Source organism: Novosphingobium sp. SG919 (genome assembly GCF_012932495.1).
In the GTDB taxonomy this organism is placed as follows: Bacteria; Pseudomonadota; Alphaproteobacteria; order Sphingomonadales; family Sphingomonadaceae; genus Novosphingobium; species Novosphingobium rhizosphaerae.
The window spans coordinates 421,494-441,255 of record NZ_JABCNG010000002.1 but is presented as its reverse complement, the minus strand read 5'-3'; the positions used below and the strand labels follow the sequence as shown (position 1 = coordinate 441,255).

Sequence of the window (19,762 nt, the reverse complement as noted above, 5' to 3'; positions counted from 1 at the left end):
ACTACGGCAACCGATGACGATCTGCCAAGGAAAGCATCTTTCCTAGAGCATGGAGGACCTTCGGGCGACTTGAGGCTGTTTTCACCCACGCAGGCAACCGTGCGAATGCCGTCAGTGCGAAACCCTTCCCGCGTTCGCGCAGCATAGCGCCAAGGTAGTATTGAAGATCAACGGCATGCCTTCGGTTGACTGCCCATAGTTCCTTATCGCCAACTTTCGTTTTCAAAAACAAGGGGAGACCAAAAAAGGGATCGCAGCCCTGTTGGAGCCTACGACAAAAGCCACAACCCGATCGACGGTTTGGGGGCTCTTTTCCTGACAAACGAGGTTTGGCAACAGGATTTTCAATCGAAACTCTGGTGCCGCAACTCCCGCATCGTTGAGTATCCTCGTCTGTCGTGTCCTTGTTTTCTCTTCTCATCAAGCAGCTGAAACAGGTCAGATTCGCCATGTTTGCAAGATATCGGCCGTCCATCGATCTAGGGGCGACATTGGCAGGGCCCTTGCAATTGGGACATTCCACCCATAACCCTGCTTCATCCTCGAGGTAGTCGAAAATCGATGAGCTTGGGTCGATTGCTCGTGCCGTTTTACGTGTTCCACGCTGCATTACATAACAATAAAGCTGCAAGGACACACAGGCAAGGCAGTACGTCCGACAGAGCGCCGCTGCCCCAACTACCGAACTTGGGCATTTCGGCTCACGCGCCAACGAGCGGACGGAATCCCGCCCCACGCAGGCGCCCCTAGCGGCCCAACAGCCTGTGTAAATGCCTCAGAACTTGCTTGCGATCGGTGGCGCAGCCAGTCCGATTGCAGGCAGGTACCATTTACCCAGACTGTCTTCGTTCTGCGAGACTATGCTCGGCATCTCTTCCATCTAAGTGCGCACGGCGTCCGGCAGCCGGAAGAGCACCCCGCAAAGGCGTGATCAACACCGTTGCCAGCCATTGTCCAACCTTATGATGGGCCGACCGGTTCGTTTTCTAAACCGCCGCGCCTACTGCGCCGCCACCGGGAGCACCACGGCGCTGGCCGTGCTGCCGCCGAACCACACGCTTTGCGTGGCCTTGCGATAATCGCCCGGCTTTGCAAACATGATGTTGGGTACGAAGGTCTGCGGGTTGCGGTCATAGAGCGGGAACAAGGTGGACTGCACCTGCACTTTCAGCTTGTGCCCCGGCAGGAACACATGGTTCACGTTGGGCAGCGCCCAATGGTAGTGCACCACTTGCCCCGGCTTCAAGGCAGCGGGCTGGGCAAAGCTCTTGGCATAGCGGCCGCGGAAAATCTCGATGCCGATCGGCAGTTCGTATCCGGCCATCGACGGGCGACCGCCCTGGTCGGCTGCCTCGGGCACGTCGTTGGGATAGACGTCGATCAGCTTGACCACCCAGTCACTGTCGGTGCCGGTGGTGGCGGCATAGAGGTCCACCTCGGGCGCGCCCATGATGTGCACCGGCTTGTCCAGCGTGGCGGTCTGCCATTCGGCCACGTCGGGCCGGCCCGAGACGAAGCGCTGGTCGTGCACCAGCCAGGGCTTCCACTGCGCGCCGTCTTCCATGTCGATCGGGCGCGGGATGAACGGCACCGGGTGGGCCGGATCGCTGACATAGTCATCGTGCCCGGCGGCGGCCGGCTTGGCAAAGCTGGCGCTGCCTTTGGCGTCGAGATAGAGCGGCGTGCCCTTGCCCATCGGCCAAGCCGCGCTTTCCTGCCACTGGTTGATGCCGGTGGCATACGTCAGCACGGGCGGCGTATGCGGATCGGGCGCATCCTTCAGCCAGTGGTCCAGGAACGGCTTGAGATATTTCACGCGCCATTCGCGCGCGGTGTCCCCGGTGAAATCCAGCGCGCCCAGGCTCGATCCGCCGTGGTTGGCGCCCGAATGGCGCCACGGGCCGATCACCAGCGTGACCATGTCGTTGTTCTTGTCCTTGGGCTCCAGCGCGCGATAGACGGCGGGCGCGCCGTAGCTGTCTTCCTGGTCCCACTGCCCAACTTCGATCATCGTGGGCACGGTCAAGGGCCGGGCCGCCAGCCACTTGTCAACCGCCTGGAGAGACCAGAAATCGGTATAGGCCGGGTTTTCCAGCCATTTGCGCACGCCGGGGACCTGGGCAATGCCCAGCTTGGCCGCAAAATCACCCACCGATCCCGCTTCTAGCCAGCGGGTGTAATCATCCCCCTTGCCCAGCGCGAATTCGCCGCCACCGTCGCCCTTGTTGAACCCCTGCGTCGTGGCATAGCTGAGCGAGGAAACCCGGAACGCGCCGTTGTGGAACCAGTCGTCGCCCATCCAGCCATCGACCATGGGGCTTTCCGGCACGGCGGCCTTCAACGCGGGGTGCGGGTTGATTTCGGCCATCAGCGTGGTGAAGCCCAGGTAGGACGAGCCGATGATCCCGACTTTGCCGTTGCTTTCCGGCACGTTCTTTACCAGCCAGTCGATCGTGTCATAGGCATCGGTCGATTCATCGATGCCCGTGGTGTTGAGCGGCCCGGCGATCGGCCGGTTCATGATATAGGTGCCTTCCGAGCGGTGCATGCCGCGAATGTCCTGGTAGACGCGGATATAGCCGTCCTCGGCAAATTCGGCGTCCATCGCCTCGAGAATGTCGACGATGCGCTGGCTCGCCACGCGATGGGTCGATCCATGGGCATCGTAGGGGGAGCGCGAGAGCAGGATCGGCCCGCCCTTGGTGCCCTTCTTCATCACGATCACGGTATAGAGCTTGGTCCCGTCGCGCATCGGCACCATCGCTTCGCGCCGGATGAAATCGGCAGACGGCAGCACCTGATCGAACGCGTCCACCACATCGGGCGTCATTGGCGTTACGGCAGCCGGCGCCGCGCCTTGCGCCAAGGCCGGGGCGGCCAGCGCCAGCGTGAGAAACGAAGCCGATGCCAGGGACAGGATGGAGCGCATGGGGGGCACTTTCAGCAGGAAACACGCGCAAGGCAGTTGCGCGCGAAACCTTCTAACGCCGCATCCCGCAAAGAAAAGCGCCGATTATGCCGCCTGCGCGAAGGGATCCCACCCGCGCTGGCTGCGCCAGTCGACAGGCAGGTCGGCAAAGCGCGACAGCGCCAGCTTGTCGATTTCGGCAAAGCTCACTTGCCCGTCGATCACCAGGTCGCGGATCGCGTGGCCAGACGCAGGCGAAAGCCCGAACCCGACGCCCGACATCGTGGCGATGGTAACGTTGTCCGGGTGGCGCAGCCGGTCGATGATCGGGCGCCCATCTGGCGTGTTCTCGATGATGCCGGACCATGAGCGGATCACGTTCAGGTGCGCCGCGCCGGGCAGCAGTTCGGCCACGCGCCGCGCCAGATTGCGGGCCAGCGGTGTGGCAGGCCGCGCGGCCGGGCCGGCGGGATCGGTGTCGATCCATTCGTGCGGCCCGCCGCCATAGGCGAGGTTCCCGCGCAGCGTCTGCCGGCCATAGAGGCCGTTGCCGTCCACCCCGCCCCAGCGCATCAGCGGCGCCGGCTCGGTCACGATCATTTCCGCGCGCGCGGCGGCCAGCGGCACGTCAACGCCCAGCGGCGCCATCAGCCCGGCAATCTGCGGCCCGGCGGCCACCACCAGCGCATCGCAGGCAAACGTGCCCTGCGGCGTCACCACCCCGGTGGCGCGCCCGCCGGCCACCTCGATAGAGAGCGCCGGGCAATGCTGGAAAATGCGCCCGCCCAAGTCCTGCGTGGCCCAGGCATAGGCCTGCACCGTGCGCTGCGGATTGGCATGGCCACCAAAGCGCAAGTGGATGCCGCCAAGGCAGTTGTCCCCGGCCAAGGGCACCATCTCGCGCGCCTGCTGCGCGTCGATCTTGTCCACCCGATAGCCCATGTCGCCGCACATGCCGGCGATATAGTGATAGTGGTGCAGCTGCCGCTCGCTGACGGCAATGATCACCCGCTCGCGCTGGTATTCGGTGGGATAGCCCAGCAGTTCGTCCATCAGCGGCCACATCCGCTGCTCCTCGTCGAACAGCGGGCTTTGGTAGTGGGAGGCGCCACCGCCGTTGCGGCTGGAGGCTTCCCAGCCGACCACGCCCTTGTCGAGCACCATGACATCCACGCCCGAGCGCGCCAGCCACCATGCCGCCGAAAGGCCCGTAACCCCTGCCCCGATCACGATGACCGAAGCGCCATTTGCCGATTTCGTCATGCCGCGTCCCGTCATCAAAGGTGCATGTTGCCGCCCAGCGCCTCGCGGTGCATCGCTTCGCGCTCGGTGCCGATGTCACGATAGGGCGTCCATTGCGTGGGAATGCCAAACCACACGTCCCAGCCCTCGCGCATGGCATCGGCCTCGTTCCAGTCGGCCAGGACTTTGAGCGCGAGCGGCCGGACTGGCGCGCGCCACCCCGCGCGCGGCGCCTGCTCCACCGGCAGGTTCGATCCCATCGCCAGCAACATGCCCACCTGCTCGCGGCAGCGCCGCGCCTGGCAGGCGCCCATGCAGGCGCGGGTCAGGCGCTTGATCTGTTCCTGATCGGGCGGGCCATCGGCCAGCAGCGTTTCCAGGCTGCGGCAGCCCAGCTTTTCCGGGCGCGGCAGGTAGTTCGGCGGTTGCACGCCCAGCAGGTCGGCCCGGCTCACTTCCTCGCACTGGCACACGTGGACGGTCTCGGGCGTGGCCGCCACCAGCGCGCGCAGCCAGGCCTGGCGATAGGCCAGCCGGTCGAATGCTTCCGGCGCGGATTCGGCAGGCGCCTGCTCCATCCCCAAAGCCTGGCGTGCCACGGCGCGGCCTTGCGCGGCGGCGGCCTGTTCGCTCTGGCCCAGCCCGGCGCAATCCCCGGCGATGAACACGCCCGGCACGGCCTGCCCGGCCAGCGCCTGGGGTACATGGCCACCGCGCGCGCTGTCGGTCACGATGCGCCCGCCCGCCACGTCGAGCAGTTCGATGGCCGGCACCACGTCCACCGCCATGCAGATCGTGTCGCAGTCCAGCGTCTGCCCCGGTCCATCGCCGCCCACCGGACCGATCACCGCCGCGCGCACCCCGTCGATGCCGCTGGGCGCGCCCCGGATCACCGTGTTGCAATGGATCGGCACGCCTATGGCCTGCAAGGCGGCCACTTTGGCGGGATCGCCCTGCGGCGCGGGCAGCACTTCGATCAGCGCGGCCACCTCCAGCCCCTTGTCCAGCGCCAGTTGCGCGGTATCGAGCGCGAGGTCGCCAGACCCCAGCACCACCACGCGGCGCCCGGCAAAGGCATCATAGCGCGTCAGCAGCGCGTGCAGCCCTTGCGCGCCCATCACGCCGGGTTGCGCCCAGCCATCGAAGGCCAGCGCCAGATCGCGCGCGCCAGTGGCCAGCACGATGGCCTTGAAGCCCACCGTCCAGCTGCGCTCCTCGTCGGCCAGGCCCAGCATCGGCTCGGGCAGCGCGCCCAGATTGGCGCGGTTGCGCCACAGGCCCCAGGCATAGACGCCCAGTTGCACGTCGATGCCGGCGTCGAAAGCCTGTTCGAACAGCGGCTGCGCCATGAACACCTGCTCGATCATGCGCGCCTTGGCCTGCACCGCGCCGGTCATGCGCCCGCCGAACCAGAATGGCACATCGTTGCCCATCTGCGCAGACGAAACCGGATGCTCGTCCACCAGCAGCACGCTGGCGCCTTGCGCGGCGCCTTCAAGCGCGGCGGCCAGGCCCGCTGGCCCGGCGCCCACCACCACCAGATCGTAATGCGCATCGGCGCCGGGCAGCTTGCCGTTGACGGCATGGGCATCGGTGCCGGTGAATGCTTCGTTGCTGTCGCCCACGTTCACACCACCTCCAGCGCCTGCGCCAGGTCGGCGATCAGGTCGTCCTCGTGCTCGATCCCCACCGACATGCGGATGGTGCCGTCGGTAATGCCGCCCGCCAGGCGCTTTTCGGGCGCCACGGCATAGTGCGTGGTGCTGGCCGAATGGCACACCAGGGTTTCCGATCCGCCCAGGCTGACCGCCACTTTCATCAGGCGCAGCGCATCGAGCATGCGGAATGCTTCGGCCTCTCCCCCCTTGAGGTGGAACGAGAAGGTCGATCCCGCGCCGCTGCACTGCCGGTCGAACACCGCGCGCTGCGGGCTGCCTTCGGGCAGGAAGCCCAGGTAGGTGATGCCGGCCACCTTGGGATGGTCGCGCAGGAATTCGGCAATCGCGCGCGCATTGCGCATCGCGCGATCGGACCGCACGTGCACGCTTTCCATCGAACGCAGCACCAGCCAGCTGGTGAAGGGATCGAGGTGGCTGCCCAGCGTGGTGCGCAGCAGGCGCAAGGGCGCGATCAGGCCAAGCCGCCCGGAAACCCCGCCCGCGAGCAGATCGCTGTGCCCGCCGCAATATTTGGTCAGCGAGGTCATGCACAAGTCCACCCCCAGCGCGATGGGGCGCTGGGCAAAGGGGCCGAGCAGGGTGTTGTCGCAGACCACCACCGGGCGGCGGCCGGTGCGCGCGCCGATGGCGTCGGCCAGGGCCACGATCATCGGCAGGTCGGTGATCGCCGCGGTGGGGTTGGCCGGAGTTTCGATCACGATCATCGCCAGCGGCCCGGCAGCCAGCGCCTTGTCCGCCTGGGCGCGCAGGTGATCGGCGTCGCAGCCATCGGTAATGTCGAACGGCGTCACGCCGAACTGCGGCATGAACTGGTTCAGCAGCCCGTCGGTGCCGCCATAGATCGGGCGCGAATGCAGCACGCTGTCGCCCGGGCGCAAGTGCGCCAGCACAATCGCGCTGTGCGTGGCCATGCCCGAGGCAAAGACGGCGGCGCTTTCCGCCCCGTCCACCGCCGCCAGCCGGCTTTCCAGCATATCGAGATTGGGATGGCCCAGGCGCGCATAGATGTGATGCGTCTGGCCCACTTCCGGCCCGGTGCCGTCGAAATAGGCCTCGTGAATGGCCTTGGCCTGGGCGGCGGATTCATAAACGAACGTGCTTGTCAGGTAGACCGGCGGCTTGGCCGCGCCGCCGGCGCTGGCGGGATCGTAGCCATGCGCCACCGCCAGGGTTTCGGGCCGCACGCCCGGCGCGTCAGGCCGCATGGCTCAGGCCCTTCGCCGCCGGGGCTTCTTGGCCCAGCTTTTCCTCCAGGTATTCCCGTGCCTTGGCGCAGTACCAATCGACAAAGCGCACCACCAGAACTTCGGCCTCGGGCGAATAGGGGCCGGGGGTGTAGCCGGGACTGTCCACGCCCTGCTGGTTGTTTTCGGCCAGTTCCTTGTCCTGCAGGTTGGTGGTGTTCCATAGCTGGACGAGGGCGGCGCGGTCGTAATCGACGCCTTCCACCGCGTCCTGGTGCACCAGCCACTTGGCCGTCACCAGCGTTTCGCGCGGGCCGATCGGCATCGCGCTGAAGAAGAACAGATGGTCGCCCACGGCATGGGCAAAGCTGTGGGGTTCCAGCGCCCAGCGCAGCGAACCGACGTCGCCATCGCCGGCCGCGACCATCGGCTTGGCCACCAGGGGCTGCCCGTCCATCGACATCGACTGCATGCCGGGATTGAGCGGGAAGCGGATCGCCTGCCACCAGTCTTCGCCCACCGGGCCGAGCGGCAGGCCCAGTTCCTGCATCCGCGCTTCGTATTGCGCGGCATGGTCCGCCTCGCCGAATTCGAAATACGCCGATGCGCTGACCGGAAAGGTGCGCGCCAGCTCCGGGTGGGAGGCCTGGCAGTGATAGCATTCGCGCCCGTTTTCCAGCACCAGCTTCCAATTGGCATATTCGGTCAGCGTCTCGACATGGGCGACTTTGGCATGGGCCAGGTCGTGCGGCGCCAGCAGCGCTTCCATCTCTCGCCGGAAGGCTTCGAACGGCGGCGGATTGTCGGCCAGGCAGATGTAGATCACGCCAGACACCACCTCGATCCGCACTTCGCGCAGGCCATGCTCGGCATTGTCGAAATCTTCGGGCATGCGCGCCGCGCTCAACAGCGAACCATCGAGGTTATACGTCCAGCGGTGATAGGGGCAGACCAGGCGCGGCGAGCGGCCCGTGCCTTCCTTGCACAGCATCGCGCCGCGATGCCGGCAGGAATTGTGAAACGCGCGGATCGCGCCTGCCTTGTCGCGCACCAGCAGGATCGGCCAGCGCCCCACCTTGAGCGCGGAATACGATCCCGTTTCCGGCAGTTCGCAAGTGAAACCGGCCATCAGCCACGAGCGGCCATAGATCGCGGTCATGTCGAAATCGAACATGGCCGCATCATTGTACAGCGCCTGTGGCAGGCTGTGGCCGGGGCGGCGTTCGTCCAGCTTGGCCTTGATGTCGACCAGGTTCACCCTTGTGCGTCCTTCTCAATATGGTCCGCCGGGTTTGGCACGGCGCGCCCGGCGCCCGCGAATCCGATTAAGTCATGCCCGCATGCGATTTTCGCCGTGGCGGGGCTTGCGCAAAAATCCGATGGAATTGACGCAGATCAAGGAAGCGCGCATTTCTGGCAGATCCAGGCATGCCTCAAGGGAGCCACGACCATCGGACCGAACGGGCTCATCAATCGTCGCTGGTTGCCCCTCAATGCCTTGCGCGCGTTCGAGGCGGTGGGCCGCTATCTCAGCTTCACCGCCGGCGCCCAGGCGCTGACCGTGACGCAAAGCGCGATGAGCCGGCACGTGAGCAGCCTGGAAGACCTCATCGGCAAGCCGCTTTTCGAACGCAGCGCTTCGGGCCTGAAGCTGACGGCGGCGGGCGAAGTCCTGCTGCCGGTGGTCAGCAAGTGCCTGGACCGGATGGAACAGACGCTCAACGTGGTGCGCAACCAGGACATGGAAAGCCGCCCCTTGCGTGTGCATATCCCGCCCTCGCTGCTCTACCAGACCGCGCTGCCGCTGATCCACGGGTTCCGCCGTGAGCACCCCGAAATCCGCATCGACGTGTCGACCTCCAACGTTACCGGAGCGCCGCCGGGCAATCTCGACATGATGATCGTGTTCGACCGGCCCAACGTGGGCGACATGGTCACCGACTTGTTGTGGATGGTGCGCGTGGCGCCGCTGTGCTCCCCCGCCACGTGGGAACAGCACAAGGGCAAGTCGCTGGAGGAATTCCTCAATTCCGCCGACTTGCTGCACGTGAAGCTGGAAGGCGAGGCGCGCGGCCTGTTGTGGAGCAGCTATGCCGACCAGCAGCGCATCGCGCTCGATTGCACCGACGGCCTGGCGTTCGACACCGCCTTTTCCGCCGTGCGCTATGCCATCGGCGCTTCGGGCGTGGTCCTGGCCGATATCGACATGTTCGCCCCCGAAATCGCCGCCGGCAACCTAGTAATGCCATTCGATGCCGTCGCTGCCGATGGCTATGGCTATTACCTCAAACTGCATGCCGAAGACCTGTCGGACCCGGCGATCTACCTGTTTCGCGAATGGATCATCCGCCATTTCGCCCAGCCGCGCGGCCAGGAAGACACCGCCGAGGCCGAGCACAAGGCGCAGATCGTGGCCAAGGTCTAAGGCCGGGTGGAAGCCAAGCGCGAAGCTGGCAATTTCATTTCAATATGTTACGATACGAAAATGGCAAAACTCACTCCCTTTGGCGCCCTGCTGGTCTGCGCCGTGATCGGCCTGTTGACCCATAAGTTCGGGCTGTGGTTTCCCATCGGCATCGTCGCCTTCCTCGTGGTGAGCGTGATCCAGAACAGGCAGCGCGGTTGAGCGCTGCGGGCCCGCCTCAGGTTTGGGCCCGGCGATCCGACGGGTCTGTGCCACCGCGCCCGCTGCGGATGGTCTGCGGGCCGTTGATGTATGCCGCTCCACTTGCCGGCGTATCGGTCGCCCAATCGCTGACCAGCGTGCGCCGGGCGATGCGCCATTGCCCGGCGCGGCAAGCGTATTCATCCACATAGCGGCCAGCGATAAACAGGTCGCGCGCTTCACCTTGCGTACCGGTCACGCCGTGCCACGCCTGGAAATAGCATTCGCCGCGGGCGTGGCCCGCATCGTGGATGGCGATACGGCATTGCCCCAGCATGTGGTGGCTGGCCTGCATCTGCCCCAGGAAGCCGAAGGCAAAGGTTACGAAGCCATCGAGATCGCCGGTATAGACGCCACAGTCGATCTGCGCATCGGGATGAAACGCGCTGCGGAACAGCACCTCCTCCAGCCGGTCCAGCCCGCGCATGTAGCGGGCGAGCGCATCGCCGATGTCGCGCCGCGCGCAATAGTCGGCCAGGGGATCTTCAAGTGCGCCGATCATAGCTTCACCATCACTTTGCCCAGGCTCTTGCCGGTCAACATCCTGTCATAGGCGACGAGCGTGTTTTCCAGGCCCACGGTCTCGTCGATCGAGGAAACCAGTTGCCCGGCATCGAACCAGGCCATGAGCTGCGGCAGGAATTCCGCGCCGCGGTGCAGGAAATCGGGAATGAAGAACCCCTCCACCCGCAGTCGCCGCATCAGGATCTGGTCAAACCGCGCCGGCCCCGGCAGGGGCGCGTCGGCATCATAAGCCGCGACCAGCCCGCACACCGCCACGCGCCCGTAATGCGCCATGTTGGGCAGCACGGCATCGAGCAGCGGGCCGCCAACATTGTCGAAATAGCCGTGCACGCCGCCATCCACTTGCGCCAGCCGCGCCGCGACATCCTCGTGCTTGTAGTCGATCGCCTGGTCGACCCCCAGGTTTTCCAGCAAGTATCGGCACTTGTCCGGTCCACCGGCAATGCCGATCACGCGCAGGCCCAAGTTGCGCCCGATCTGGCAGGCCAGGCTGCCGGTGGCCCCGGCAGCGGCGGAAACCACCAGCCATTGCCCGGCTGAAAGGCCGAGCACTTCGCGCACGCCGACATAGGCGGTCCACGCATTCATCCCCAGCGCGCCGAAATGCTGTCGAATGTCGGCCACGCTTTCGTCCACCGCCACCAGGCCGGCGGCATCGGGCAAGACCGTGCTGAACCGCGCCCACTGCCCAAAGCCGCGCACCAGCGTGCCCTCGGCAAAGCGCGCATCGCGGCTTTCGCTTACCCGCCCCAGCACCAGCCCCATCATCTTGGCGCCCAGCGGCAGCGGCGGTTGATAGCCATCGGTGCGCGCGCTCATCCACATGCGCGTGCCGGCATCCATCGACAGGTATTGTGCCGCGATGCGCACTTCGCCCGGCGCAAGCGGCGGCAATGCCTCTTCGCATAGTGTCAGCGCGCTGGCGAAATCGTGGCCTTGCGGCCGCGCGTCCAATCTCCAGAATCGGTTGTGCGCCATGGCCTTGGGCCTCCTCTCCTATCCGTTGGGTGGTTTGCTGCCCGCTGGCCCACACGCCGCCACCTAGCCAAAGGATTAGGCCTATTCATTGTCGGAGGCGGGAGCCTGCCGCCGGACGTGGCTTAACCCTGCGCCATCGGGACCAAGAACGACAACGACCCGCCTGAACACCCACACAAGACGCGCGCCAAGCCGTCGCAGGGAGAGAACGATGCCTCGCAAAGCCCATCGCCTGATGGCTGCGGCCGCCTTTGGCCCGCTGACTCTGACATCCATCGCCATGGCCCATGCCGCCGAAGCACCACCGCCCGCGCCGGGCGCCAGCGAAACCGCCGGTGCCGAAAATTCCGGCACTGAAAACGCAGGCCTGGCCGAAATCATCGTCACCGCACGCAAGCGGGTGGAAAGCGCGCAATCGGTGCCCGTGGCGGTCACTGCCATTTCCGCGCAGACCCTGGTGCAGCGCGATATCACCAGCATCGAAAAGATTGCCGCCGCCACGCCCAGCCTCACCGTGGGCCACGCCTCCAACGGCTCGGCCGCGCAAGTGGCACTGCGCGGGATCGGCTCCTCCTCTACCTCGATCGGCATCGAACAGTCGGTCGCCACGGTGGTGGATGGGGTCTATTACGGCCAGGGCCGCGTGCTGGAAGAAGGGTTCTTCGACCTGGCCGGGGTGGAAGTGCTCAAGGGCCCGCAAGTGCTGTTCTTCGGCAAGAACGCCACGGCCGGGGTCATTTCGATCAAGACCGCCGATCCCACGCCCACCTGGCAGTTCCGCACCAAGGCCAGCTATGAATTCAAGGCCAAGCAGGCGCAGTTGGAAGGCGTGGCATCCGGCCCCCTGACCGATGACCTGGGCCTGCGCGTGGCGGTGCGCGGCACCAAGGCCTGGGGCGGCTATTACGACAACGTGTCCCAGCCCTTTGCCATCACGTATCCGCTTTCGCCCACCCCCAGCCCGACCTACACCTCCAATCCCACCAGCAGCGACCAGCCGGGCAATCGCGAATTCCTGGGCCGCGTGACCCTGAAATACGAACCCAGCAGCGCGCTGACCGACACGCTCAAGGCCTCTTTCGATTACAACAAGGCCAACAATTCCAGCTACAACTACGTGGCCTATAGCTGCCCCACCGGGAAGACGCAGATCAACGGCTATACCTGCGGGTTCAACTTCGTCACCCACCAGAACAATCTGCCGGCGGAAGTGGCCAAGAATTTCCCCTATGCCGGCGATGGCAGTCTCTACAACCGCTACAAGTCTGCCGCCGTCACCAACAATTTCAACTACGATCTCGACAAGGTGACGATCACCAACGTCACCAACTATAACTGGTACAACAACCGCTGGCTCTGCGCGTGCGAGTTCAATTCCAGCGCCAGTTCCGTCTGGGCCACGGAAAATTCCAGCTGGCAGGCATTTTCCAACGAGCTGCGGGCGCTCACGCACTATGATAGCCCGGTCAACCTGATGGCCGGCGTGCTCTATCAAAAGACCCGCCGCGATTTCGCGCAGTTCGTCAGCTACAGCTATAACAACATCCCCAGCCAAGGCACCAACCAGTACCAGGACGGCACCAAGTCGAGCTATACCCGCGGGGAAACCATTTCCGGCTTCGCCCAGGCGATCTGGAAGATCGGCCCGCAGGTGGAATTCGACGCCGGCGTGCGCTATACCCATGAAACCAAGGACAGCTTCTTTATCCAGCCTTACACCAGCCCCACGTTCATCGGCGTGTGGCCGATGGGCGCGGCATCCAAGGTGACGGCGCACCAGGTGTTCAACAACTGGTCGCCCGATTTCTCGCTGACCTACAAGCCGCTGCAAGACGTGATGCTCTACGCCGCGTACAAGACGGGCTACAAGTCCGGCGGGTTCTCCAACGGCGGGATCTATTCGCTCGCCTCGGCCAATCCGGCCGCCGATTTCGTGTTCAACCCCGAAACCGTGCAGGGCTTCGAAGGCGGGATCAAGAGCACCCTGGCCGATCACCAGTTGCGCCTGAACCTCAACGTCTATTCCTACAAGTACAAGAACCTGCAAACCGACTACTTCGATTCCGTCAAAGTCGCGTTCCAGACCCTGACCGCCGACGCCACGACCAAGGGCGCAGAGCTGGAATTCGAATTCGCGCCGCGCGCGGTTGCCGGCCTCAACCTGCACGGCAGCGTGAATTACAACGACGCCAAGTACAGCAATTTCCCCGTGGCGCCGTGCTTTGGCGGCCAGAGCATTGCCGAAGGCTGCAATCTCACCACGGCGGGCACGCCGATCGCGGCCGGTGGCACCGGTTCACGCCAGAACCTCACGGGCAAGGCGCTGGGCATGGCGCCGCACTGGACCGGCACGCTGGGCCTCAATTACGAAACCCCCGTGGGCAATGGCCTGAAGGCCGGGTTCAACGTGGATACCCGCTACAGTTCCTCGTACCTCGTATCCGGCTTTGGCGAGTCCTTTTCGCGCAACCCGGCCTACGCCCTGCTCGACGTGGGGCTGCGCCTTGGCGCCCGCGATGATAACTGGCAGGTGGCGGTCATCGGCAAGAACCTGACCAACAAGCAATATATCAGCGGCGGTGTCGATGCCCCGCTGACCGGCAGCGGCACGGGTACGGCCAACGCCACCCATGCCGATCTCATGGGCTTCGGCGCCCTGCCCCGCACGGTGCAGATTGCCCTGACCAAGAATTTCTGACGGCACGCGGCAAGCGCGTCATTCGACAACCCAGGGCGCGGGTGCCGGCATTGCGGCACCCGCGCCTTTTTGCATGGACGATGCGGTTGGCGCGGCGGCACCAATCCGTTAACGGGCTAGCGTGCCGGCCTGTCCGGCGCGGGACCCAAAAACGCACAACGAGGGAGCCACGCTCCATGCAAGCCTTTCGCGGCTCGATGATCTTCACGGTCGTCTGCCTGATCCTCGCCGGGGTGCTCGGCTATGTCGAAACCGGCCAGCTTGGTCCGGCGCTCTCGATGGTGTTCATCGCCGCCGTCCTGGGCGTGATGGAAACCTCGCTCAGCCTCGACAATGCCGTGGTCAACGCCTCGATCCTGAAAGACATGGACCCGGTGTGGCAGCGCCGCTTCCTCACCTGGGGGATCATCATCGCGGTGTTCGGCATGCGCATCGTCTTCCCCGTCCTGATCGTCTCGTTCGCGGCGCTGGTTTCCCCGTGGGAAGCCGCGCGCATCGCGATTGCCGACCATGCCCGCTATGAAGCGATCGTGACCGGCGCACATATCGGCATTTCCGGCTTTGGTGGCGCTTTCCTGATGCTGGTGGGTCTTTCGTTCTTCTTCGATGCCGATCGCGAACATCATTGGCTGGGGCTGATCGAACGCCCGCTCGCAGCCGTCGCGCGCCTGCCCCTCGCGCCCTACATCGTCACCGCGATCGTGGTTGCCGCGCTCTCGTTCTGGCTGCAGCAGGGCGAGCAGAAGACGTTCCTGATGGCCGGCCTGGCGGGCGTCGCCACTTATTTCGCGGTGCAAAAGTTCGGTGACCTGATGGGCGGCGAGGAAGACTCTGCCACCGGCAAAGTCGTGCGCTCGGGCGCGGCAGCCTTCGTCTATCTCGAATTCCTCGACGCCTCGTTCTCGTTCGACGGGGTGATCGGCGCCTTTGCCATCACCAACGATATCCTGCTGATCGCGCTGGGCCTGGGCATCGGCGCGATGTTCGTGCGCTCGATGACCGTGGCCCTGGTGCGCGGCGGGCACCTGAGCGAGTTCCGCTTTCTGGAGCCGGGCGCGTTCTATGCCATCGTCGCGCTTTCGGTGATCATGCTGATCAGCATCCGCGTGCATGTGCCCGAAGTCGTCACCGGGCTGGTCGGCGCGGTGATCATCGGCCTGTCGCTCTATGCCTCGATCCAGCACCGCAAGCGCTTTCCCCATGAATACGAGGAGCAGGGCGAAGCCGATGTGATCCTGCCTAGCGGTGATGTGCTGCCCGGCCAGCACATCACCTGAGGGACAGGGTCAAGGGTCAGAACTTCATGTCGGCCAGCACGCCCACGGTGCGCATGGCCTGGCTGGTGAGCCACGCGGTCTGGTAGCTGCCATTGTTACTGATCGCGGTGACGAAGCGGGTGTTGAACAGGTTGCGGGCAAAGACCGCCACGTTCCAGCGCCCGTCGGCATCGCGCACGCCGACCTGGCCCCCGGCAATGCCATAGCCGCGCTGGAAGGTCAGCGGATCGCCGTTGGCACTGAAATTCACCGAGCTGCGATAGTTGTAGTTCGCCTTGACGAAACCAGTGATCGCCCCGGTCAGCGGCACATCATAATTGGCATTGAGCGAATAGGTGAACTTGGGGCTGTTGGGCAGCACATTGCCGGTGTTGTTGAAGGACCGCGTGGCCGGCACCGTGGTGGTGGTGCCGGGGATGGTGGTGCTCAGGAAGCAACCGGGTTGCGTGGGATAGTTGCAGGTGCCGTTGGGGAAATAGGCGAACTTGGCATCGATATAGGCCGCGTTCCCGCTGATCGTCAGGCGGTCGCTGGGCCGCGCGGAAAAGTCCATCTCGATGCCGCGGGTACGCACTTTGCCGGCGTTGGCGATCTGCAGGATCGCCAGGTTGGTACCGTTGAAGATGAACGGCGTGGCCACCTGGGTCTGGAAATCCTTGATGTCGGTGGTGAAGGCATCGATGTTGAAGACCAGGCGGCGGTTGAACCACGCGGTTTTCAAGCCCACTTCATAGTTGGTCGGAATTTCCGGATTGGAAAACAGCGGCTGGCCCAGCGAATAGCCGCTGACCAGACCAATGCCCGGCCCCTTGTAACCGCGCGAATAGGTGAAATAGGTCATGACATCGGGCGTGATCTTGTATTCGGTGCCCAGCTTGTAGCTGAAATTATCCGCCTTGCGGTTGCTGGGATAGGTGGTCTGGTCGAACGAAAGCGGCGGCGCACCGGGAAAAGCGTTGTCCGTGGGGCTGACCAGCGTGCGGTTGTAGCGGATCATGGTCAGGTCATCGTGCGTATAGCGCCCGCCCACGATCAGCTTCCACTGCCGCGACAGGTTGATGTTGCCCTGGCCGAACACGGCATAGTTCAACGTCTGGATATCGGGCTGCGCCTTGCGGCTATAGACCGCGCTCGACGCCGGAAGGCCCAGTTGGCCCTGCTGCGGATAGGCCGCCTTGAGGTTCTGGTTGAAGTAGTAGAGCCCGGCGACATAGTCGAACAGCCCGCGCTTGGGTGATGCCAGGCGCACTTCCTGGGTCAACTGCTGCTGCGCTTCGTCGGCGCCGTTCACCGGGAAGAACGGCGTGTCGGTGAAACCGGTGTCGGTGTTGTCTTGCAGCACCCAGCGGCGGAATGCGGTGATCGACGTCAGCGTATAATCGCCGATCGACTTGTCGATCTGCAAAGAGCCGCCCCACTGCGTCATGTTGAGATAGACCGGCCCGCCCACGTTGGTTTCCCGGTTATCCAGGCTGGGCACGATGTTATAGGCGGCAAGGCGCTGCACCACATAGTTGTTGGCAGCGGCGCCCACCGTGCCCACGATCACCGATTGGCAGCAGGCCGACGAATGGTGGCCCCAGTCGAACGAGGCGAGCACCGAAAGATCGGCATCGGGCTTGAACAGCAGCTTGGTGCGGAAACCGCCTTCGCTCTGCCCGCCCAGCGTCTGGCCCGTGTATACATTCTTGATGAAGCCATCGCGGTGGTTGAAATAGCCGGCGGTGCGCCAGGCCAGGGTGTCGGTCAGCGGCACGTTGACCACGCCTTCCAGCTTGGTTTCATTGTCGGTGCCATAGCTGGCGCGCGCGCTGCCTTCGAACTTGTCGGTGGGGTTGCGCGTGGTGATCGAGACCACGCCCGCCGATCCGCCCTTGCCGAAGAGCATGCCCTGCGGACCGCGCAGCACGTCCACTTGCGCCACGTCGGCCAGGTCACCCGTGCCCATGCCTGGGCGGCCCAGCACCACACCATCGACCACCACGCTCACGCTTTGCTCGGTGCCGTCGGCAAAGGCAAAGGTGCCCACGCCGCGCACGGCAAAGCCTTCGCCGCGCACGCTGTTGGATTCGGCAAACTGCACGCTGGGCGCCAGGAAACGGATGTCGGTGATGTTGGTGAGATTGGCCGCCTTGAGCATGTCGCCGCTGACCGAACTGACCGCCACGGGCACATCCTGCAAACGCTCGCTGCGCTTTTGCGCGGTGACCACGATATCGGTCACCGCTGCGGGCGGCGCATCGGCCGCTGCGGCAGCGGGAGCCGCGGGCGCGGGCGCCGCCGCACATGCTGCACCCGGATTGGCCAGCGCCAGGGCGCCCAGGGAAATCGCCAAGGCGTCGCCCGAAATCAAATGTGCAAAGGTGGCTTTCATGCGTCTGCTCCCATCCGGCATCTTGTGTTTTCGGCATGAGAGAGGCGCCACTGCGCCGGCCGCGCACCTTTGCGGCGCCGGCAATCCGCCCCCATCACACCCTTCTTCCCGCATCACCATTGTTTCTTATGTATGCTCGATTCGGCGAAATTGACCGATTGGCATACCGTTTGTGGCGATTTCGTAATTTTGTATTTCAGGATGACGGCGTTGTCAAACGCGGAATCGTGTTTTGTATGCCAGACCGGGCAAATGTGAGAGCCATGTGCACGCGAGGCGCAAAATTATCCCTGGCAAGACCGCAATAGGCCTGCCGGGGATGAAAGCGCGCAACCTGCGTATACAGTTCAAGCCAAGGCGCGCACGATCAGGAAAAAGATCGAAGGGCACACCAGGCAGCCAATGCCGGTGTGGAATGTGGCGGTCAGCGCGCCATAGGGCACCAGGCGCTGGTCGGTGGCAGCAAGGCCGCCGGCCACGCCGCTGACCGTGCCCATCAAGCCGCCAAAGGCCATGGCGCTGCGCGGATTGTCCAGGCCGATGAACCGCGCCACCATCGGCGTGAACGTCATCACCAGCACGGCCTTGAGCACGCCGGTGGCGATGGACAGGGCAATCACCGGGGACGATGCCCCCAGCGCAGCGCCCGTAACCGGCCCGACGATGTAAGTGACCGTGCCAGCCCCGAGCGTGGTCAGCGAGACGGCATCGCGATAGCCAAAGCTCCATGCGACACCCACGCCCACGGCAAAGGGCACCACTGTGCCCAGCGCCAGTGCAATCACCCCCATCAGGCCGGCCTTGCGCGCTTCGATCACGTCAACCTCGAACGCGGTGGCGACGATCGCAAAATCGCGCAGCATCGCACCGCCCATCAGGGCCAGCCCGGCCAGGCCCGGCACGTCGGCCAGGCCTTTCTTGCCGCCGGTCAACACGCCGCCCCACCAGGCCAGGGCCAGCGCGGCCAGGATGGCGATGGCGCTGGCGTGGATGCGCCCGGCGGTAAGATAGCGCGAGATGGCAGCACTGCCCCACATCAACGCGCCCACCAGCGCAAAGGCCAGCACCAGCCCCTGGTCGGCCACGATCTTTTGCGCGATCTCACCCATCGTTGCGGCCCCCATGACGGCCATCCAACGCCCGGCCCAGCACGGCCACCAGGCCAAAGCACAGGGCCACTGCCGTTACGCCGGCGATCACCACCATCGGTCCGCCTTCCACCGCGGCCAGCACATTCTGCTGCGCCGCCATGGCCACCACGATCGGGATATACATGAGCGCCCAGAATTCCACGCCAAGGCGCAAGCCGGGGGTAAGCTTGCCGCGCCGCGCGAGCCAGCCCTTGGCGGCGATCAGCAGCAGCATGGCCAGGCCCACGCCGCCGACATTGGCCTTCACATGCAGCGCCACGCCCAGCAATTCGCCCAACGCCGCGCCCAACAAGGTGCACAGCGCCAAAAGCGCCGTTCCATAGATCGCCATTGCCTAACCCCACTCCCGTTTTCGTTGTTGCGGCGCCTGGCGCCTCAGCCGGTGCCCAATTCCTCGCGCTTGGCGGTGAAGCGTTCCAGCGCGATCGAGGCATTGAACATGTGTGCGCGCATGCACCGCGCCGCTTCCTCGCCATCGCTGCGCATGATCGCGGCCACCACATCGCCGTGTTCCGCGCGCGAGCGCACCGGGCGCCCGGTTTCGCGCAACTGGGTGCGGCGGAAGGCCGCCATGCGATCGCGCAAGGTCATGGCCTGTTCGGCGATGAAGGCGTTGTGGGTGCCTTCATAGATCACCTGGTGGAACGACCAGTTCATGCGGTCATATGCGTCGATGTCCCCCGCCTCGACCATCGCGAGGGAATCCTCGTGCAACTGCGCCAGGCGGCTGCGCTCCATCGGGTTCATGCGATAGGCCGCCAGGCGCACGCACATCGCCTCGATCTCGGCACTCATCTCGAACATGTCGATGATGCGCTGCGTGGTGAAACCGGAAACCACCGCGCCGCGCCGGGGGCGCATTTCCACCAGGCCTACGGCCGCCAGCTGGCGGATCGCCTCACGCACCGGCGTGCGCGAAGCGCCGAACCGATCACCGATCTGCTGCTCGTCAAGCGTGGCGCCCGGCCCCAGGCTGCCGGCGGTGATCTCGTCGGCGAGCGCGATGCGGATGCGCTCGGAAAGGAGCAGGCTGGGGGCTTCCTCGGCCGCGTTCATCGGATTATCCTGCATGCGCAAATTT

Annotated in this window: 15 protein-coding genes; 4 read left to right on the top strand and 11 right to left on the bottom strand. The window is 64.9% G+C overall.

Annotated features, from left to right (window positions below; genetic code table 11):
• Nucleotides 1-1,000 precede the first annotated feature (1,000 nt).
• The 5 genes from FHT19_RS12005 to FHT19_RS11985 form a co-directional block, all read right to left on the bottom strand.
• On the bottom strand, nucleotides 1,001-2,929 hold the full coding sequence (locus FHT19_RS12005; RefSeq protein ID WP_169475297.1) for a CocE/NonD family hydrolase: 1,929 nt from the start codon (nucleotides 2,927-2,929) through the stop codon (nucleotides 1,001-1,003).
• Nucleotides 2,930-3,013: 84 nt separating this feature from the next.
• Complete coding sequence (locus FHT19_RS12000) at nucleotides 3,014-4,171, bottom strand: FAD-binding oxidoreductase (protein ID WP_248290428.1); 1,158 nt, start codon at nucleotides 4,169-4,171, stop codon at nucleotides 3,014-3,016.
• Nucleotides 4,172-4,185: 14 nt separating this feature from the next.
• Nucleotides 4,186-5,775: an FAD-dependent oxidoreductase gene (locus FHT19_RS11995; RefSeq protein ID WP_169475295.1), complete on the bottom strand. Its 1,590-nt coding sequence runs from the start codon at nucleotides 5,773-5,775 to the stop codon at nucleotides 4,186-4,188.
• 2 nt (nucleotides 5,776-5,777) lie between these two features.
• On the bottom strand, nucleotides 5,778-7,034 hold the full coding sequence (locus tag FHT19_RS11990) for a cystathionine gamma-synthase family protein (RefSeq protein ID WP_169475294.1): 1,257 nt from the start codon (nucleotides 7,032-7,034) through the stop codon (nucleotides 5,778-5,780).
• Complete coding sequence (locus FHT19_RS11985; RefSeq protein WP_169475293.1) at nucleotides 7,024-8,271, bottom strand: aromatic ring-hydroxylating dioxygenase subunit alpha; 1,248 nt, start codon at nucleotides 8,269-8,271, stop codon at nucleotides 7,024-7,026. Before FHT19_RS11985 ends, FHT19_RS11990 begins: the two co-directional genes overlap by 11 nt.
• A 240-nt stretch (nucleotides 8,272-8,511) precedes the next feature.
• On the opposite strand from FHT19_RS11985, the gene FHT19_RS11980 reads away from it, so the two are divergent.
• Both FHT19_RS11980 and FHT19_RS11975 read left to right on the top strand, forming a co-directional pair.
• Nucleotides 8,512-9,438 carry a LysR family transcriptional regulator gene (locus FHT19_RS11980; RefSeq protein WP_248290427.1) on the top strand — a complete coding sequence of 309 codons (927 nt, stop codon included), beginning with the start codon at nucleotides 8,512-8,514 and terminating at the stop codon, nucleotides 9,436-9,438.
• Nucleotides 9,439-9,498: 60 nt separating this feature from the next.
• Nucleotides 9,499-9,639, top strand: coding sequence for a hypothetical protein (locus tag FHT19_RS11975; RefSeq protein WP_168557379.1), 141 nt, complete (start codon nucleotides 9,499-9,501; stop codon nucleotides 9,637-9,639).
• Nucleotides 9,640-9,655: 16 nt separating this feature from the next.
• Here FHT19_RS11975 and FHT19_RS11970 read toward each other — a convergent pair whose 3' ends face one another.
• Both FHT19_RS11970 and FHT19_RS11965 read right to left on the bottom strand, forming a co-directional pair.
• Nucleotides 9,656-10,180 carry a nuclear transport factor 2 family protein gene (locus FHT19_RS11970; RefSeq protein WP_169475292.1) on the bottom strand — a complete coding sequence of 175 codons (525 nt, stop codon included), beginning with the start codon at nucleotides 10,178-10,180 and terminating at the stop codon, nucleotides 9,656-9,658.
• On the bottom strand, nucleotides 10,177-11,181 hold the full coding sequence (locus FHT19_RS11965) for an NADP-dependent oxidoreductase (protein WP_169475291.1): 1,005 nt from the start codon (nucleotides 11,179-11,181) through the stop codon (nucleotides 10,177-10,179). Before FHT19_RS11965 ends, FHT19_RS11970 begins: the two co-directional genes overlap by 4 nt.
• A gap of 211 nt (nucleotides 11,182-11,392) precedes the next feature.
• Between FHT19_RS11965 and FHT19_RS11960 the strand changes: the two genes are divergently transcribed.
• Nucleotides 11,393-13,879, top strand: coding sequence for a TonB-dependent receptor (locus FHT19_RS11960; RefSeq protein ID WP_248290426.1), 2,487 nt, complete (start codon nucleotides 11,393-11,395; stop codon nucleotides 13,877-13,879).
• Nucleotides 13,880-14,055: 176 nt separating this feature from the next.
• Entirely contained in the window at nucleotides 14,056-15,156 is a 1,101-nt protein-coding gene (locus tag FHT19_RS11955) for a DUF475 domain-containing protein (protein WP_168557382.1), read from the top strand.
• Nucleotides 15,157-15,172: 16 nt separating this feature from the next.
• Here FHT19_RS11955 and FHT19_RS11950 read toward each other — a convergent pair whose 3' ends face one another.
• The 4 genes from FHT19_RS11950 to FHT19_RS11935 all read right to left on the bottom strand — a co-directional run bounded on the left by FHT19_RS11950 (nucleotide 15,173) and on the right by FHT19_RS11935 (nucleotide 19,737).
• On the bottom strand, nucleotides 15,173-17,530 hold the full coding sequence (locus FHT19_RS11950) for a TonB-dependent receptor (protein WP_169475290.1): 2,358 nt from the start codon (nucleotides 17,528-17,530) through the stop codon (nucleotides 15,173-15,175).
• A 347-nt stretch (nucleotides 17,531-17,877) separates the two neighbouring features.
• On the bottom strand, nucleotides 17,878-18,654 hold the full coding sequence (gene madM, locus FHT19_RS11945; protein WP_246866267.1) for a malonate transporter subunit MadM: 777 nt from the start codon (nucleotides 18,652-18,654) through the stop codon (nucleotides 17,878-17,880).
• Nucleotides 18,632-19,012: a malonate transporter subunit MadL gene (gene madL, locus FHT19_RS11940; protein ID WP_169475289.1), complete on the bottom strand. Its 381-nt coding sequence runs from the start codon at nucleotides 19,010-19,012 to the stop codon at nucleotides 18,632-18,634. Before madL ends, madM begins: the two co-directional genes overlap by 23 nt.
• A 44-nt stretch (nucleotides 19,013-19,056) precedes the next feature.
• The gene (locus tag FHT19_RS11935) at nucleotides 19,057-19,737 is read right to left on the bottom strand and encodes a GntR family transcriptional regulator (protein ID WP_168557385.1); all 681 of its coding nucleotides are present in this window, start codon (nucleotides 19,735-19,737) and stop codon (nucleotides 19,057-19,059) included.
• Nucleotides 19,738-19,762: the final 25 nt, after the last annotated feature.

What these genes read in the sequence shown, in the direction of transcription:
- FHT19_RS12005 (WP_169475297.1), bottom strand. Translation starts at nt 2,929, where the DNA reads ATGCGCTCCATCCTGTCCCTGGCATCGGCTTCGTTTCTCACGCTGGCG.
- FHT19_RS12000 (WP_248290428.1), bottom strand. Translation starts at nt 4,171, where the DNA reads ATGACGAAATCGGCAAATGGCGCTTCGGTCATCGTGATCGGGGCAGGG.
- FHT19_RS11990 (WP_169475294.1), bottom strand. Translation starts at nt 7,034, where the DNA reads ATGCGGCCTGACGCGCCGGGCGTGCGGCCCGAAACCCTGGCGGTGGCG.
- FHT19_RS11975 (WP_168557379.1), top strand. Translation starts at nt 9,499, where the DNA reads ATGGCAAAACTCACTCCCTTTGGCGCCCTGCTGGTCTGCGCCGTGATC.
- FHT19_RS11970 (WP_169475292.1), bottom strand. Translation starts at nt 10,180, where the DNA reads ATGATCGGCGCACTTGAAGATCCCCTGGCCGACTATTGCGCGCGGCGC.
- FHT19_RS11965 (WP_169475291.1), bottom strand. Translation starts at nt 11,181, where the DNA reads ATGGCGCACAACCGATTCTGGAGATTGGACGCGCGGCCGCAAGGCCAC.
- FHT19_RS11960 (WP_248290426.1), top strand. Translation starts at nt 11,393, where the DNA reads ATGCCTCGCAAAGCCCATCGCCTGATGGCTGCGGCCGCCTTTGGCCCG.
- FHT19_RS11955 (WP_168557382.1), top strand. Translation starts at nt 14,056, where the DNA reads ATGCAAGCCTTTCGCGGCTCGATGATCTTCACGGTCGTCTGCCTGATC.
- FHT19_RS11950 (WP_169475290.1), bottom strand. Translation starts at nt 17,530, where the DNA reads ATGAAAGCCACCTTTGCACATTTGATTTCGGGCGACGCCTTGGCGATT.
- madM (WP_246866267.1), bottom strand. Translation starts at nt 18,654, where the DNA reads ATGGGGGCCGCAACGATGGGTGAGATCGCGCAAAAGATCGTGGCCGAC.
- madL (WP_169475289.1), bottom strand. Translation starts at nt 19,012, where the DNA reads ATGGCGATCTATGGAACGGCGCTTTTGGCGCTGTGCACCTTGTTGGGC.
- FHT19_RS11935 (WP_168557385.1), bottom strand. Translation starts at nt 19,737, where the DNA reads ATGAACGCGGCCGAGGAAGCCCCCAGCCTGCTCCTTTCCGAGCGCATC.